General features: G+C 38.2%; 19 protein-coding genes. 4 read left to right on the top strand and 15 right to left on the bottom strand.

What is annotated here, in order from left to right:
- Positions 1 to 17: 17 nt before the first annotated feature.
- From QNI29_RS10625 to QNI29_RS10615, 3 genes are all read right to left on the bottom strand, one after another.
- Positions 18 to 1538: an ABC transporter permease/substrate-binding protein gene (locus tag QNI29_RS10625; protein WP_231416457.1), complete on the bottom strand. Its 1521-nt coding sequence runs from the start codon at positions 1536 to 1538 to the stop codon at positions 18 to 20.
- Complete coding sequence (locus QNI29_RS10620; protein ID WP_231416456.1) at positions 1535 to 2590, bottom strand: ABC transporter ATP-binding protein; 1056 nt, start codon at positions 2588 to 2590, stop codon at positions 1535 to 1537. Before QNI29_RS10620 ends, QNI29_RS10625 begins: the two co-directional genes overlap by 4 nt.
- A gap of 105 nt (positions 2591 to 2695) precedes the next feature.
- Complete coding sequence (locus QNI29_RS10615; protein WP_231416455.1) at positions 2696 to 4414, bottom strand: glycosyl hydrolase family 18 protein; 1719 nt, start codon at positions 4412 to 4414, stop codon at positions 2696 to 2698.
- Between the two features lie 145 nt (positions 4415 to 4559).
- Here QNI29_RS10615 and plsY point away from each other — a divergent pair, with 145 nt between their 5' ends.
- On the top strand, positions 4560 to 5141 hold the full coding sequence (gene plsY, locus QNI29_RS10610) for a glycerol-3-phosphate 1-O-acyltransferase PlsY (protein WP_231416454.1): 582 nt from the start codon (positions 4560 to 4562) through the stop codon (positions 5139 to 5141).
- Positions 5142 to 5359: 218 nt separating this feature from the next.
- On the opposite strand, the gene QNI29_RS10605 is transcribed toward plsY, so the two are convergent.
- Entirely contained in the window at positions 5360 to 5548 is a 189-nt protein-coding gene (locus tag QNI29_RS10605; protein WP_231416453.1) for a hypothetical protein, read from the bottom strand.
- A 290-nt stretch (positions 5549 to 5838) separates the two neighbouring features.
- Between QNI29_RS10605 and folE2 the strand changes: the two genes are divergently transcribed.
- Together folE2 and yidD are read left to right on the top strand one after the other, a co-directional pair.
- Positions 5839 to 6765, top strand: a complete 927-nt coding sequence (gene folE2, locus QNI29_RS10600) for a GTP cyclohydrolase FolE2 (RefSeq protein WP_231416452.1) — start codon at positions 5839 to 5841, stop codon at positions 6763 to 6765.
- 20 nt (positions 6766 to 6785) lie between these two features.
- On the top strand, positions 6786 to 7016 hold the full coding sequence (gene yidD, locus QNI29_RS10595) for a membrane protein insertion efficiency factor YidD (RefSeq protein WP_231416451.1): 231 nt from the start codon (positions 6786 to 6788) through the stop codon (positions 7014 to 7016).
- 33 nt (positions 7017 to 7049) lie between these two features.
- Here yidD and QNI29_RS10590 read toward each other — a convergent pair whose 3' ends face one another.
- From QNI29_RS10590 to QNI29_RS10580, 3 genes are read right to left on the bottom strand one after another with little or no spacing between them, the layout of a single operon-like run.
- Entirely contained in the window at positions 7050 to 8201 is a 1152-nt protein-coding gene (locus QNI29_RS10590) for an ABC transporter permease (RefSeq protein ID WP_231416450.1), read from the bottom strand.
- On the bottom strand, positions 8198 to 9490 hold the full coding sequence (locus tag QNI29_RS10585) for an ABC transporter permease (RefSeq protein ID WP_231416449.1): 1293 nt from the start codon (positions 9488 to 9490) through the stop codon (positions 8198 to 8200). The genes QNI29_RS10590 and QNI29_RS10585 overlap by 4 nt, the downstream gene beginning before the upstream one ends.
- A gap of 10 nt (positions 9491 to 9500) precedes the next feature.
- On the bottom strand, positions 9501 to 10439 hold the full coding sequence (locus QNI29_RS10580; RefSeq protein ID WP_231416448.1) for an ABC transporter ATP-binding protein: 939 nt from the start codon (positions 10437 to 10439) through the stop codon (positions 9501 to 9503).
- Between the two features lie 115 nt (positions 10440 to 10554).
- On the opposite strand from QNI29_RS10580, the gene QNI29_RS10575 reads away from it, so the two are divergent.
- Positions 10555 to 10857, top strand: a complete 303-nt coding sequence (locus QNI29_RS10575; RefSeq protein ID WP_231416447.1) for a HesB/YadR/YfhF family protein — start codon at positions 10555 to 10557, stop codon at positions 10855 to 10857.
- Between the two features lie 48 nt (positions 10858 to 10905).
- On the opposite strand, the gene QNI29_RS10570 is transcribed toward QNI29_RS10575, so the two are convergent.
- The 8 genes from QNI29_RS10570 to QNI29_RS10535 form a co-directional block, all read right to left on the bottom strand.
- Positions 10906 to 11205: a hypothetical protein gene (locus tag QNI29_RS10570; RefSeq protein ID WP_231416446.1), complete on the bottom strand. Its 300-nt coding sequence runs from the start codon at positions 11203 to 11205 to the stop codon at positions 10906 to 10908.
- 1 nt (position 11206) lies between these two features.
- Positions 11207 to 11626, bottom strand: a complete 420-nt coding sequence (locus QNI29_RS10565; RefSeq protein WP_231416445.1) for an acyl-CoA thioesterase — start codon at positions 11624 to 11626, stop codon at positions 11207 to 11209.
- The gene (locus tag QNI29_RS10560; protein ID WP_231416444.1) at positions 11623 to 13926 is read right to left on the bottom strand and encodes an AAA family ATPase; all 2304 of its coding nucleotides are present in this window, start codon (positions 13924 to 13926) and stop codon (positions 11623 to 11625) included. The genes QNI29_RS10565 and QNI29_RS10560 overlap by 4 nt, the downstream gene beginning before the upstream one ends.
- Positions 13927 to 14119: 193 nt before the next feature.
- Positions 14120 to 14356, bottom strand: coding sequence for a small acid-soluble spore protein Tlp (gene tlp / locus QNI29_RS10555; protein ID WP_231416443.1), 237 nt, complete (start codon positions 14354 to 14356; stop codon positions 14120 to 14122).
- A 12-nt stretch (positions 14357 to 14368) separates the two neighbouring features.
- A complete protein-coding gene (locus QNI29_RS10550; protein WP_036778950.1) occupies positions 14369 to 14515 on the bottom strand; it encodes an acid-soluble spore protein N in 147 nt (48 codons plus the stop codon).
- Positions 14516 to 14600: 85 nt separating this feature from the next.
- Positions 14601 to 14735 carry an FbpB family small basic protein gene (locus tag QNI29_RS10545; protein WP_231416442.1) on the bottom strand — a complete coding sequence of 45 codons (135 nt, stop codon included), beginning with the start codon at positions 14733 to 14735 and terminating at the stop codon, positions 14601 to 14603.
- Positions 14736 to 14802: 67 nt separating this feature from the next.
- On the bottom strand, positions 14803 to 15381 hold the full coding sequence (locus QNI29_RS10540; protein WP_231416441.1) for a redoxin domain-containing protein: 579 nt from the start codon (positions 15379 to 15381) through the stop codon (positions 14803 to 14805).
- Positions 15378 to 16046, bottom strand: a complete 669-nt coding sequence (locus tag QNI29_RS10535) for a hypothetical protein (RefSeq protein WP_231416440.1) — start codon at positions 16044 to 16046, stop codon at positions 15378 to 15380. The genes QNI29_RS10540 and QNI29_RS10535 overlap by 4 nt, the downstream gene beginning before the upstream one ends.
- Between the last annotated feature and the right edge of the window lie 179 nt (positions 16047 to 16225).

Genomic DNA, 16225 nt, shown 5'->3' with positions numbered 1-16225 from the left:
AGTAAGATCTCCCTTCTTTAGTCAATATACCCGTTATCCTTTAAGAAATTACGTGCAACTTGATAAGGATCTTCATCTTCAAAGTCTACTTTATAGTTCATTTCCTGCATTTGTTGTTTAGTAATGTTACCACCCAACTGATTTAGGATATCTCGAATTTCAGGATATTGATCCAATGTGGATTGTTTTACCAAAGGAGCCCCTTGATATGGCGGGAAAATATTCTCCGGGTCTTCTAAGACCTTAAGATTATAAGCAACCATATAGCCGGCAGTTGCATAAGCATCAATGACTTGTACATCGCCTTCTTTTATTGCGGTCTGGCGAACCCCAGGTTCCATCGTTTTAACATTTAGATCTAACCCATACTCTTCTTGCATTCCTACATACCCGTCATACCGATCATTAAACTCAAGAGTGAAACCAGCGGTGACTTTATCTTCTGCTACTTTAAGATCGCCAATCGATTCAAGGCCATATTGCTCAGCTATTTCTTGAGTAGTAGCTACAGCATACGTGTTGTTGTATTCCATCGGCTCAAGAAGAACCATATTTTCCGCTTCTTTAATCCCGTCCCTGGCTTGTTCATATACCTCTTGCTTCACATTACTTTCGGCTTGCTCTCCTAAAAGTGTAGTGATAACAGTTCCTGTAAATTCAGGATAAATATCAAGGTCGCCGCCTTTTAATGCTTCAAACACATAATCAGTTTTACCGAAATTTGGTTTTGTTTCAACCGACAAATCGGTTTCTTCTTCAATTAAGACTTTGTACATATTCATTAGGATTGCTGGTTCTGCTCCAATTTTACCACCAATTACGAGGTCTGCTTTATCATCCCCATTCACAATGAAAGGAATGGTTACAATTAATAATGATGCAATAAGAATCGTTGCTAAAGACCTGAATCCAGACTTTGCAGACGTTCGTTCGAATAACCTGAGTATATTATCAAGTAAAATTGCCAGGAGAGCTGCAGGTATAGCGCCAAGTAGAATCAATGGGATATCTCCACCGCGGTTTATGCCTAGTAGAATTAACTCTCCCAATCCTCCTGCGCCGATTAAGGCTGCAATGGTTGCCGTTCCCACAATAAGCACCATAGATGTTCTGATACCAGCCATAATAACAGGCATAGCAAGTGGCAACTCGACTCGAGCCAGCCTTCTGAATGAGCTCATCCCCATTCCTTTAGCAGCTTCAATGAGCGCTTTATCTACTTCATTGATTCCTGTATAGGTGTTTCTTAGAATCGGAAGTAAAGCATAAGCAGATAAGGCGTATATAGCAGGCTTAAATCCTATACCCACAATAGGGATTAAAAACGCCAGTATGGCTAAACTGGGTATCGTTTGTAAAATAGCTGTAACCGTAATGATGGGTTCAGCAATTCTTTTTGTTCGTGTTAATAAAAGCCCAAGTGGTACAGCAATTAAGATCGCGATCAATAATGATATAATCGATAGCTGTAAATGCTCCCATATGCTTTGCCAAAACATATCTTGCCTGTCTAGAAAGGTTGCTTTTAACTCACTCATTGGTGAATCACCCCGTTTTCAAGCTTTGTTTGTTGCTGAAGGTAAGCAACAATATCACGGTGTGATAGGGTACCGATTAATCGTTTATCTTTTACAACCGGCAATATACTAGTTTCATACTCATCAAATATAGGAGTCGCTTTCCGTAAATGAGTATCATTTTGTAAGGAAGGTAAATCTATAAACATTCCGTTTTGAATAGCCCCTTTATACTGCTGGTCTTCTCCTTGAATGATATATGTCCCTTCCTTTGGGTAATGCGAACTTTCTGTAATGATATAATTCTTTGAAGTATCTACCATAACGTCTACAGCGGTTTGCCATGGAGACTTTCTTTCTCCGACAAAATTTCGTACAAAGTCTGTTTGAGGATTTAAAATAAGATCCTGAGGGGTTGAGATTTGCACGACTTCCCCTTTGTCCATTAGACAAACCCTGTCACCTAATGCAAGTGCTTCATCAATATCATGCGTTACAAAAACAATTGTCTTTTGAATTTCCTGCTGAAGCTTCTGTATGTCAGCTTGCAATTGCTCACGACTAATCGGATCAAGAGCACTAAACGGCTCATCCATTAAGATGATGTCAGGATCTGCTGCAAGAGCTCTAATAACTCCCACTCTTTGTTGTTGACCACCAGATAACTCACTAGGCTTTCGTGTTTTATATGTATGGGGATCTAATCCTACCATCTCCATTAATTCATTCGTTCGCTTCTCTAGATCTTTCTTCTTCCAGTTTTTCATTTCAGGAACAACTGCAATATTCTCTTCAATCGTCATATGTGGAAAGAGAGCAATTTCTTGCAACACATACCCTATATTCCACCTTAATTCATGAATATTATATTCTCGTATATCCTTGTCATTAATTTTTATTACACCGGATGTTGGTTCAATGAGACGGTTTATCATTTTCATAGACGTGGTTTTCCCACAACCACTGGGCCCTATTAAGGTGACAAACTCCCCTTTTTCCACACGGAACGAAACATCTTTTACAGCTTCTGTTCCGTCAGGGAATGTCTTTTGAACTTTGTCAAATTCAATCATCCTTTTCCCCCTTGCTTTCGAACAATTTATTATTTTATAAAAACTTATTCCCATCATATATGAAACAAGGCAGGAATGCGAAACATCCCGCCTGTTCAATGTGCTCTATTCTTTTTCAATCATCTTTCGCTTCTTAAGTGCCTTTTCAATCGTTTGAAATGCTTCATCCGTTGCAAACGTTTGACTCCAGGTTGCGAGTCCCGCCAGTTGATATTGATGAACCAATAGAGCACGTTTTTGTAGTGAGGTTTCGTTCTCTAACCACATTTTATACGTGATGTCCTCTTCTGAATATTGAACGTAATCTTGACCTGTTCCAGGATCATAAGAGGGTTCTACTTGATACTCTTCTATCCATTCATTAGCTTCTTCCATAGACATAGCCTCTGAACTTACTTCTACTGATCCATCTTCTGTCATTTCTTCTTTCCATAACCGTGTATATAAAGGAGCTCCTAAAATGAGTTGTTCATGAGGGATTTCTTCAAGAATTCTTTCAAGACCATTCTCCACCCAGGGCAAACTACTAACACTTCCAGCCACAGAAGAACTTCCCCAATGTTCATCATAAGCCATAACCATTATATAGTCCGCTGCTTCAGCTAATTCCTTCCGTTCATAAAACTTAGACCATTGTGCACTACCAGATATAAAGGATACATCTACTGACACAACCAACCCCTCTTTATGAGCTAGAGGTGTAAGTTCCCTGATGAACTGAGTTAGATTGGCCCCATCTGTCTCATAAACATTTTCAAAGTCGATATTAAAACCATTTAAACGATAAATCTCAGCAAAATAAAGAAGCTGTTCGATCATTGACTTTCGCTTTTCAAAACTATTCAGGGCTTCTTTCGTAATATCTGGATCAAACCCATTAGAAAAAAGAGCCCATATGGAATACCCTTTATCTTTAGCATTCTTCACATAACTTTCAGAAGCGATGTTACGAATTTCCCCTTCTCCATTTTGGAGAGTAAACCATGTCGGAGAGATGACTTGGACTCCTGGCATAGCCTCTAATGGATCATTCGTTGCAAGCTGATCCCAAGTTACATGAACGGGCCATTCTAATGAAGGAGTGAACGGATTTTTAGCCTCTTCCACATCCACAGTAATGCGCTTTGGCTCTTCTATAGAAATCGCTGAAGTTTTTACATAGCCTCCAACTCCATCTTCAGTTCGAACGAAATAATACCCTTCTTCTTCAGTCTCAATGGTCACCATTTCCTCCCTTTTTAGTTCAGATACATAAGAAGATGTAACGGTTGGTTCTGTTCTGACTCTTCTCTCATCTGCACCTTCAGCTGTAACCGCTCCTTGCTGAAGGATTTGCTCATTTTCGTATAAGGAAACGGCTGTTGTATTATCATGGTACTCAATCTGGACAGGATAGACCTCACTCATCCAATCGCTTGATACATACACGTTTCCTTGATCAGTTTTTACTGCTGGGAAAGAGAGTTGAGTTGATTCATTGTTTATATAATATTGTTTCGTATTGCTTGGCATTTGATAGACTTTCTCTTGAGTAGTCACGATAACCGATCTGGAACTTTCATCATAGTGGAGTTCACTATCAATATACTCTTTAACAAAGTCAAAAGATAAATAGATCCCGTCCTCATACAAAACTTCCCCTGTGTATTTTTTCCCCTTAAAAATTAATGGATATTGAGTATTAAAATAGTCCGTCTTTTCATTTGACGGAAATGGATAGAGAAGCCAAAAGACTGCAAAAGAAAAAAACAGAAAAACTGCAAGTCCTCCTATCATCCAGGGCATCCTCTGTTTTGCTTTTGTGTATGTATGGGTGCGTGCCATTTCTTTTCCCCTCCCTCCTTCTATCCTATAAGAAGAACAAAAAGATGAAAATAGTTTCAATAAAAATAGAATAGTTGTTCTTTCTACCTCTTCTTTCTGATAAAATATAAAAAGCATTAAGAGCGAATGGTAAAGGAGTTTTCGTATGAGTTATGCTTTATTTGCAATCATTGCTTATATAATTGGTTCAATTCCATCAGGTCTCATTGTTGGTAAGCTAGGGTATAATATTGATATTCGTGAACACGGTAGCGGAAACTTAGGCGGAACAAACACATTCCGAGTCCTTGGTACAAAAGCAGGACTCATCGTTACGATCTCAGATATATTAAAAGGGACGATTGCTGCTCGAATTCCATGGATGTTTGATGCGGATATTAATCTATTAATCATTGGAATTTTTGCTGTTATTGGTCACATGTATCCCATTTTCGCAAAATTTAAAGGTGGTAAGGCTGTTGCTACTTCAGGTGGTGTCATTTTAGCAGTTGAACCTATTCTCTTTGGTGTTATGCTTTTAACATTCTTCATTATGTTAAAAATCAGCAAGTATGTTTCTTTATCTTCAATGGTTACTGGAATTGTTACAGTCATTATGTCCATAATTCTTGGTCATGTTGGTCTAATTATAGTAACCAGTATTTTGACAGCATTTGTCATATACCGCCACAGATCGAATATTAAACGTATTATGGATAAAACTGAACCTAAAATTAAATGGATGTAATTGTTAAAACGCCTCGGATGAGGCGTTTTTTCTTTTAGGTATTAATTGTTCGGAGTTGCTACTAAGTATAAATAAGTAGTAATATCTGAGGTGTTCCCCGCCTTTTCGAGATATACGTTTGCTAAAATAGCAAGGTATTAAGCAGATTCTTCTGTAATCGGAGTTGCTACTATGTAGATAAAACAAGGGTGCTCCGCATCGGAGCACCCTTGTTTTATCTAATAACCAAAAGACCAATCTATATCGCTAGTGAACTGAACGGGAACCATCAGCTCAATATTCCCTGTTTGATTGCATTCTTTCTCGTAACCACCTTGTTGTTTCCATTGGTCGAACGTTTCTTTTTTTATATCTTCAAGTACAATGACTTTTTCAGTTTGTGTTTGTAGTACAGCTGTTCCTTTCATAGGTGCCACCTTCTTTCCTCGTTTCATAGTGCGAATCTATTTTAGTTAATTTTATTCATGTTGCCAACCGGTGGAACCATATTTGAAATTTTTTGATTTTAGAAAACGCATTCTTGATTTCCCAACCCTGGGCTATTTGTAGTAAAATAGAATTTATATGTAAAGAGTATAGAAAGAACGTTTCCTGAGCCGATCTAGACCCTATTGACTGAGTATTAAAATTGAACTTACGAATCCGTTTCTTGTATACTTTTAATAGCTCTATTTAGAAGCTGAAAGGAGTCACTGCTATGAACCAGACAAATATTAATACAAAAAAACAGCTACCTTCTAAAGAAGACCGACATAAATTATTTGGTTCTGTGGATCCGGGGCCACGTACAAAACCCGTAGAAAAAGATGAGATGGCAGACCTTCAAAATTCTCGCAAAGATTTCTTATTTGATCTTGATGCAGTTGGAATTTCTAACGTTAAACATCCTATCCGTATATATAGTTCAAAAAAACCAGAAATGCAGACCACGATTGGGACCTTCCGTTTCGCATCTAAAATTGGGAAAGGAAGCAAAGGGACTAATATGAGTCGCTTTACTGAGCAATTAGACCGCTATCATAATGATGGCTTTGCCGTCGATATTACGACTTTGAAAAAATTCACGAAAGAATTAGCTCAACGTTTAAAACAAGATGATGCCGAAGTAGAAGTTTCCTATCCATGGTTTTTCGAACGGAAGGGTCCTTTCTCTGATTTAGCAGGGATGAATCACGCAGATGCAACGATGAAAGTCTCTTACCATAATAGAACCGGGTATGATGTAGAAGTAGCACTTACAGGTAAAATCACTACCCTATGCCCTTGTTCTAAAGAAATAAGCGAATACTCTGCGCACAATCAGCGTGGGAATGTAACGATGTCTGTTCGATTAACAGATGATTTCGATGAGAATGATCTGGATTGGAAAGAAGCACTACTTGAAGCAGCAGAATCAAATGCATCCGCCCGTATTCATCCTGTCCTTAAACGGCCTGATGAAAAAGCGGTAACGGAGCAAGCTTATGAGAATCCACGCTTTGTAGAAGATATTGTCCGTTTAGTTGCGGCTGATCTATATGAACTTTCTTTTGTAGAACGTTTTTATGTAGCTTGTCGTAATGAAGAGTCCATTCACCTGCATGATGCAATTGCTGAAGTGACCTACGATAAAACGGTAGAATAGCTGTAATAAGGATGAGTTGTATGAAAACCATTTTCTTGTGGATCATTCGCTTTTACCAAAAGGCCATTTCCCCGTTAAAACCAGCTCCTACTTGTCGCTTTTATCCGACATGTTCCCAATATGGTGTTGAAGCTATTACAAGATTTGGAGCAATAAAGGGTGGATGGTTAACAGTAAAACGAATTGCCAAGTGTCACCCCTTTCATCCAGGGGGTTTTGACTATGTTCCAGAAAAGAAACAAAAAAAATAGACAAGAGCAGAGAGCTCTTGTCTATTTTTTGTATTAATTAAACCTTTTCTTAAACATGTAAATTCCTAACCCTAATAGTGCTAAGCTCATCCCTGTAAGATAGACTAAAGGGAGGGTATTTTGAAAGAGTGAATGATCATAGAGTACTACACCTTTCAGTGCATTCATTGCATGATAAATAGGCGTTATGTTTGCTAGAGTTAAAAGAATTTGATTTTGGACAATTTCTATCGGCCAATAGGCCCCTCCAAGCATAGCAAAACTCACAGCAACCACTGGTGTTATGGCGCTTAACTGTTGCATTGTCCTCGAAAGACTACAAAGAATCATTCCATAAGCCATCGTAGCAAGAACATACAAGGCAATAATAATTCCTACACTTATTATCTGATCTCCCCAATCAATTCCAAAAACATATTGGCCAATCGTGACAAGAATAATGACTTGTATAAACCCAATCAGAAAGCTATACAAGAAGTTCGCACTATAGATCTGAATAGTCCGAACGGGGGACACCCCTAACCTGGTCATAATCCCCTTTTGGCGGTCTTCAATCATTTCTCCTAAAGAAAAAATGATTGTGTACATAGTAAAGAATAACGTAAACCCAACAAGAGCTTGAAAGGTAGTATCATAGACCACTTCTTGTTCTTCGTTAATTACTTTTTTATCCACCGATATTATTGGCTCCTCAAGCTCACCGCTAACATACTGATAAACAGCCTCTTCCTTCTGTTCTGGTTTAGCCAAGGCAGATAAAATCTCTTGAGCGACCTGGTGCTCATTCGCCACCTTCATTGTTACTTCCCTGACCGCTTGTTCAATCGCTTGGATGGTTGAAGTATCTGCCGTTCGGTATATTTGTAAGGACAAGTCTTGTAAATCATTATTAAAGATTCCTTTTTCAGGTACAAGCACAGCTTCTACACGACCATCATATAATTTTTCTTCAATCTCATCCTTATTCAATTCCGTTATGAGCAAATTCTCATGTTTGTAAAGTTCCTTAACCCAGTCTTTTGAGAGTGGATTTTCCTTTTCTACTACAAGACCAACAGAATATGCACTACGACTGCCTGACATGGAGAAAAAGAAGGTGAATATGATAGGCAGGATCATCATGGTAATGAGTATCCCTTTGTGTTTTCGTAGTGATATCAATCTCACCCATAATAAAGCCTTCATGAGAACACCTCCTTATTTCGACGAATGATTATGAATGCCAATAGTAAGAAAATGAACCCATTTATCCAAATGGCTAGTATGGAGCTTTGAAGGCCTTCAAAACCATATCCTTGCATGATCTTTAGAAGTCCATCTAACGCAGCACCATTGATAATCGATTGACCTATAAAACGGATACTTTCAGGCATAATTGATAATTGTATAAAGCTCCCTCCCAACATAGCCATAAAAGGAATGACTACACTTTGAAACAGATCAGTTAATCGGTTTTCCTTGTATGTTAAGGCAAGTGCGCTAAACACAACACCTAAACAACCAACTGCAATTGAGGTAGAAACCATAAGGATACCAAGTGGCAATAGGGCGCCTAGCTTCATACCAAACAATATTTTTGAGAAAGTAAATAAAAATAGGAATTGTCCAAACACAAATATACTGGTTGAAATTAATTTACCCGCTAGAACTTTATAAGGTGATTCTCCAATCACACGTATTCGGTTAAACATATTTGTACGAACTTCATCCTTCATATATATCGCCGTATATGACGCCACATAGAGCATAAACATAACGGCCATCCCTACTGTATAATATTGAATACCAGATATAGAATCTAAGCCGTCTATAGAAGCTCTGGACAATTTAATTCGATTTCCCCCCTCACTGTTAGCCTCGAAAGAGTCTTGCATCTTTGTTGCCGTTATGGCAGGGGAGAGGCCCTCTTCAGCTAAAAAACGCATCGTTCCCTCTTTTTGTACAACAAGCGAAGTCAGTTGTGTCGTGTAGCCTTCTACAATACTGGCTATAATTTCACTTTGTAAGGCCTGATCAGGATTCTGCCATAGATCTACTTGAAGATCAGATTGATTTGAAAGCAATAATGCATCAACCACATTTTGGTTAAAAGATGCTGGAAAAGAAATGAAAGAAGTTAATTCGCCATTTTGTAACCGTTCTTTTCCTTCCTCTTCAGATTCAATCTCTTCAATATGAATAAAAGATTTCAATTCTTCTCCTTTAAGAACTTCTTCTTTAAATAAAGCAACAAAGTCATTTGGTGGATCAGAAGGCGTAAATTCTTCAGGCATTCCTTCTATATTCCAAGTAGCAGGTTCACTCTGATCAAACACTCCTAAGGAGATTGTATCGATTTCTCCTGAACCATCCATCATCTTCCCAATAGACAAACCTAATAGCGCTGTCAGCAATGCAGGCATGAATAATACAATTAAGAGAGCTTTCGGATCCTTTAACATACGCTTCCAATCCTTATGTGCATGTATCCACATAGTCACCCTCCTATTCATCCCTTAACGAACGGCCAGTAAGATGCAAGAACACATCTTCTAACCTCGGCTTTTTCACTTGAATATGATAAATATGTACTTGATATTCTTTGGCCAATCGAAATATATCCGGTAGTACGTCCGCCTGTTTCTTCACTGATAGCATGTAAGCATCTTCAATGAATTCAATCAATTCAACTGCTACAAGTTCCATTAATTCTTTTTCAAAACGTTCATCTCTTGTTTCCACTTTCATTTCAATATGATCTTGGTGTTGGATGAGTTGAATTAACTCCTCTTTCGTACCCTCGGCGATAATATGACCATGGTCCAATATCAAGATCCGATCACATATGGCTTCGACCTCCTCCATATAGTGGGTGGTGTACAAAACCGACATTCCTTTTTTATTAAGTTCCTTTACCATCTCTAATATGTGATTTCTGGATTGAGGGTCAATGCCTACGGTAGGTTCATCCATAATAAGAAAGTCTGGTCCGTGAATAAGAGCAGAGGCTATGTTCAATCGTCGTTTCATCCCACCTGAAAATTCATTCACTTTTGACTTTGCACGATCAACCAACCCTACGTACTCAAGAGCTTGATGGATCTTCTCTTTTCTTTCTTTTCTTGGGATATTGTACACTTTGGCGAAAAATTGAAGATTTTCAAGAGCTGTAAATTCAGGATAAAGGGCAATTTCCTGGGGTACATAACCTAATTTAGATCGAATCGTATCAGGCTTCTCTATAACAGAATCCCCTTCATAAAAGATTTCCCCTTTTGTCGGTTTCAAAAGAGAAGCAATCATGGAGATCGTTGTAGATTTCCCTGCCCCATTTGGCCCAAGAAGCCCTAAAATTTCTCCCTTTCTAATCTCGAAACTTATATCATTTACAACCGTATGCCTTTTAAATTCTTTGTGTAGTTTATGTGCCTCAATTAAATGCATTTTTAGTTTTCACTTCCTCTCGAGTTTAACCGATTATATAGTTCTCTTTATTTGAAACCTACCCTTTATTGTATTACGATGAATATTAAGACAATACCTGCAAGGAGTTGAAAATATGAAATTAAAAGTTCAAGAAGAAGCAGCACAATGGTATAAGGATGAATTAGAACTCGAACAGAACGATTCCTTACGCTTCTTTGTTCGATATGGTGGTGTTGGAGGCCTCCAGCCAGGAATGTCCCTTGGCGTACGTCCGGATGAACCTGCCGAGCCTATAGCAGAGGACCAACAAGAGGGAATTCGTTTCTATGTAGAACAAGAAGATGCGTGGTATTTTGATGATTATAACGTAACGGTTAAATATGACCCTGATACACAAGAACCTGATTTCGACTATTATCAAGAAGACAGTGAATAAAAAAATGCCAGGATGGTCATTCATCCTGGCATTTTTTTATTCATTTTTTTACAAATCAAAACGATTAATGTGTTCATACAAACCTTCGTGATTTAGAATTTCTTTTTGGGTATCTCCCATTAAATCAAAATGAGGAAACCTAGGGTCGTTATGAATCCATTCGGGTTTCAAACCGTATTGACTCCCCCATCGTTTTAATTTCTGAAGGTTCATACACCCTACTTTTGTGACGGTTTTTACATCAGGAAACCGGTTATCATACCAATAATGAGTAAGAAAGGCAATTTCCCCTGCCTTCACACGCCTCTTCCATTCATCAACTTCATGACGTCTTAAACCAAAGGCCACCTTATTCTTCCCCTTTAGCACTTAGATAAGCCTCATGCCAATCTGGGAAGAAACGACGAATGGAAACAGGTTTAAAGCTATCCTTCTTTACACAAACATGCTTTGTGGTACCTGTTACAGCTATTTCACCTTCTGGAGTCTGTATTTCATATCCATAGGTAACCCGAATGCCATCATAATAATCTAGCCATGTATGAACACGTGCCGTCTGACCATATCGTAGTGGTTGTTTGAACTGGATATTTGCATCCACGACAGGCGACACAACCCCACTTTCTTCCATTTCGTGATATTGAAACCCTAATTCTTCAATAAATGCGGTTCGACCTAGCTCAAACCAAACAAGGTAATTAGCATGATAAACAACTCCCATTTGATCTGTTTCCTGGTATCGTACTTTTACATCTGTTGTTGTCATCATCCTATTTCTCTCCCTTTCATTGCATTCCAAGCCAATTCTAGATCAGGTTTGGATAATACATCATAATAGCCTTCTTCATCTTGTTCATCAATTCTTAGAGCTTGATATTGAATAGCTTCATCAACCAAGTTCTTAACATAACGCCCATTCCCATCGATGGAGTGTGTCTCATAAACATCGTCTAAGAAGGATAACGCATCTGGTTCTATTACGTATTTATGAGTGCTTGCTTGATATTTTGTCATTTCTACTAGTTCTCTTGGACTATAATCAGGGAAATGTAGAAACTTCTTAAACCTAGAAGAAAGTCCTGGATTACTTTGGATAAGAGAAGACATTTCCCTCTTATAACCAGCTAATATCACCACAAGATTCTCATTGTGTTTGGTCATCTCATCTACTAGTGTATCGATTGCTTCTTTACCGAAGTCATTTGATCCAGATTGGAAAAGTGAATAGGCTTCATCGATAAATAGAACTCCACCTAAAGCTTCCCGTATTTTCTTTTTAGTCTTAATGGACGTCTGACCAACATAACCTGCAACAAGATCACTCCTGGATGCAACGATTACATGCCCTCGCTTTAATAAGCCACACTCTTTTAAAATATCAGCATAGATATGAGCTACTGTCGTTTTTCCTGTACCTGGGTTACCGGAGAAAACAGCATGCAATTGTATAGGTACGGACGGGAGCCCTTTATCTTCCCTCTTCCTTTGTAACCTGACAAAAGATGAGAGCTTTTTCACTTCATCTTTAACTGGTTTTAAGCCGATAAGTTGCTCAAGTCGTTCCATTGGTGATTTGTTATCTTCCTCAGGTGAATCCGGTGAAGAAAAGTCTTTCTCTTCGATACGCATGAGGTCAATTTTTGATTCATGATCAGCTTGATCGGACTCACTAGCTCCTTTTTGGAATATGGTCTGTAACACTATATTCCTAACCGCTCTTGCATTCCCAAACGTATCATCTACTTGTTGCTTATCAATTGAACGTTCTAAATTCTGGACCGCTTTTTCTGTAAAGAAATAGTCGTTTTCGAGGGCAGTTTGTTCACCAATTTCTATTAATTCTGGAATGGAATAGTTAGGAAGGTGGACATGATTTTGCTCCGGAAAGCGACTGCGAAGACCAGGATTTCCCCAAAGGAATTGCCTCATCTCGTCAGGATATCCCGCTAATATAACAGCAAATTTATCTCCGTATTCCTTACTTGTCATAGCTGACACAAGCGTGTCAATGACCGCTTGCCCATAATCATTGCCTGTTTGTCCTTCACGCTGAAGACTGTAGGCTTCATCTATAAAGAGAATACCCCCGATAGCTTGTTGTACATAGTTCATTGTATTTTCCTCTGTTTGCCCAACATACGAACCTACAAGGTGTGAACGGTTGACCTCAATCACATCCCTAGTATCGAGCAAACCAAGATCATAATAAATATTGGCAAGGAGTCTTGCTATCGTCGTTTTTCCTGTACCTGGATTTCCTGTAATAATCATGTGCAGCTCAGGTTCATCAACCATCTGAAAACCGATATCTTTTCGGTATTGCTGGTACTTCAAATAATGATAATAACGGTGGATATAGGATTTCACTTCTGAAAGACCAACCATACTATCTAACTGTTTTAAGGGGTCTTTGCCTTTATGATCATCTTCTGTCCCCGGCAAGAATTTTTCCAATTCATTTGTTAATTGATCGAGCTCTCTTAACAGCTGGTTAATCCTCATAATGGAAACATGGTTAAATCCATTCGTCTCATTGCGTTTATGTGGACCAATTTCTTGGATTAACTCATTAAACAGATATTGACCTTTTTCAAATAAAGTCTGAACGGGAGTTTCTTTCCCTTCTCCTGAATAACTAAATTCTGTGGACCACTTTTCTTCGAGTGGTTCAACCTTCTCAAGAATCTGTTGTAACTTCTTTCTTTTTACTGATTGATGATCCGTTTCATGTAAAGCATAATTTTTAAATGTATGACCTTCTAACATCTGTAAGTGTGTTCGGACATTTAGGAGCTCTTGTAATTCCAACACGACTGAATCATTTTCAGCTGTACTCTTAGCTTTTGAAATAAATTCTTCTGCAATCTTATCATGATTCATGATTGTTCGGTTAAGTCGATGATATGCGATAAGGCTATATAAACGACTTACAATTAACGCATCTATATGGGCATGCCCATTTTCGTAATCATTAATATATCGTAACGCTTCCGTTTCTTTTAGCGGAGGATGAGCGCTTAAGGTCGTCCAGTTCTGTATATTATTCTTTCGTTCATTATCAATCGTCATGTCATCATCCTTACTATACGTAATCCATTAACATATTGTATCATAAGTAAGCCTATCACGTTGATGATGATGTTTTGGCCATATGAAATGCCTTATATAGTGAAGATTAATGCGATTATACTAACCGTGACTGCTTAATAAGCTTGTCCGTACATTCTTTTAAAAAAAGAGCGCCCTAAATTGGGCGCTCTTTTTACTGATCTTGCTTGTGTTTAGCTTCATCTTTTATTTCATTGCGGAAAGATGCAATGGATTCTTCACGACGTTTATTTTTAGCCATAATCTTTTGTTTCTCTTCTTCTGAGGAGAACTGCATCGTTTCATGAGCAGCTTCTAAATTGTGAATAGTATTTTGGACCATTTCTTGAAGCTTTTCAACATTGTCACTACGATCGTCAGGATTCGCATATCGTTGGTTGTTTTTACCCATATCGATTCCTCCCTATTTCTTCCCTTTAGTTTGGATGACTTTCGGTTTATGTGCATTTTGCATTTGCATTTGTTTACCTTTGTTACTTCCAGCTTCTCTAGGTTGTGTTCCTGGATGACTGGGAACAAAGTGCTTTGAATCCTTTTTTGGATTACCCATAATGTAGCCACATCCTTTCTGAGGTTACATGGCTTAGTGTGTGCCCAAGGGCTAATTCTATACAAAAAACAGATAGCCCTTTGGACTATCTGTTTAACGTATCATTCATTCGCTTTTCAATTCTTTCCTCAATTTGATTCATTAAATGCTCGTCTTCAATGATTTTTCGTCGGTTTTCTTGTATAAGTTCTTCAAAAGTAGGTTTTTTCTTACGTGGCATGACCCTTCACTCCTTTATTATCTCAGTAGCTTAAGGATCGGCTGAATTGTCAGAAAATATACCTAAATTACTTTAATTTATCTTTCATTTTTTTCATAAAATCGTAATCCATCGCACCAATATAGGATTTACTCTGGATTTTACCATCTGACCCAATAAAATAAGTCGTTGGATAAGCAGGTATACGATATCGATTGGCTGCATTTCGCTCACGGTCTAGATAAATCGGAAAGGTGAATCCCTCATTATGAACGTATGAAGTTACATCTTTCACACTTTTTTCAGTAGAGGTTACGTTTACTGCCATGATTTCTACTTCATCTCCAAATTCCTCATAGAATTTTTCCATTTCTGGCATCTCTACTCGGCATGGAGGACACCATGTTGCCCAAAAATTCAAGAAGACTTTCTTGCCTTTTAGATCCGACAACTTCTTTTCTTCACCTTCGAACGTTGTTACTGTAAAATCAGGAGCATACTCCCCAACCTTTAGTCCTTCAGGTCCATTGGGAGGTTGCATGGCCGTCCCATCTTCATTATTTAATGTGACAGCCTCTCCTCCTTCTTGGTCATCCTGTAGTACGTTGACAATAGCGAAAGCAAACAAACCAAGAATAATGAGACCCCCAACAATTCGTTTAATCATTTACTACCACGCCCTTTACTAATTACATAATCAAGATAGAATAAACCGAATAAGAAGACAAAAGAAATCCACACCATCACATCATCCACCATAAGGGTGGTAAACATTACTTTGTAAGCAACCCAACCTCCAAGTGCCAATTGGACATAGTGTATTAAAGATCGGAACTGGTGAAGATGTGTTGCCCATACATAGGATAATGAGAGAGCTATAAAATATCCTGATAGCCACAATGGTGCTTTATAAATGGTTAATGCTAATGTAAAAACCGATTGGGTGAGTCCTATCCACATGAAGTGGCCCGCCATCCATAAACTAACAGAGTAAAGAACAGGGAGTCCTATTCTATGGATGGACTTAACGTAGATTAGAAAAGATAATCCGATTCCGATTCCCATCCCGAGTCTTCCACCATTTAAGAAAAGGATTCGTTCTGGAGAGTGAGCGACCTCCAAGGGGTGTATAAGGACATAGCTGAATTTCCAGACTATCGCTATTAACAAAAGGGACTGTAGCCATTCATTGGCGTAAATAGAACTCTTCTCATTGTTACGGATAGTATTTAAAATGATGATCCAAATATAGGCTAAGATAGCCCCAATCCCCCATATGATATATGTACTTTGAAGGACTATTGGACCTATTGAAATAGAAGGAATAGACATATCTGTTCTCCTAAATAGTCGTATTATTATCTATACTAATTTGGAGCAAGCCTTATGTAAAGAATATACCCCACAACGTAAAAGAATTGTCAAAATTAGCTATGAATTTGATTGAACCTACAAGAAATTGGACAAACTTATATGACGTCCCTTCCACTATATAATTATACATAAAAGAA

Source organism: Pontibacillus chungwhensis (assembly GCF_030166655.1).
In the GTDB taxonomy this organism is placed as follows: Bacteria; Bacillota; Bacilli; order Bacillales; family BH030062; genus Pontibacillus.
This window is presented reverse-complemented; position numbering and strand designations above follow the sequence as displayed.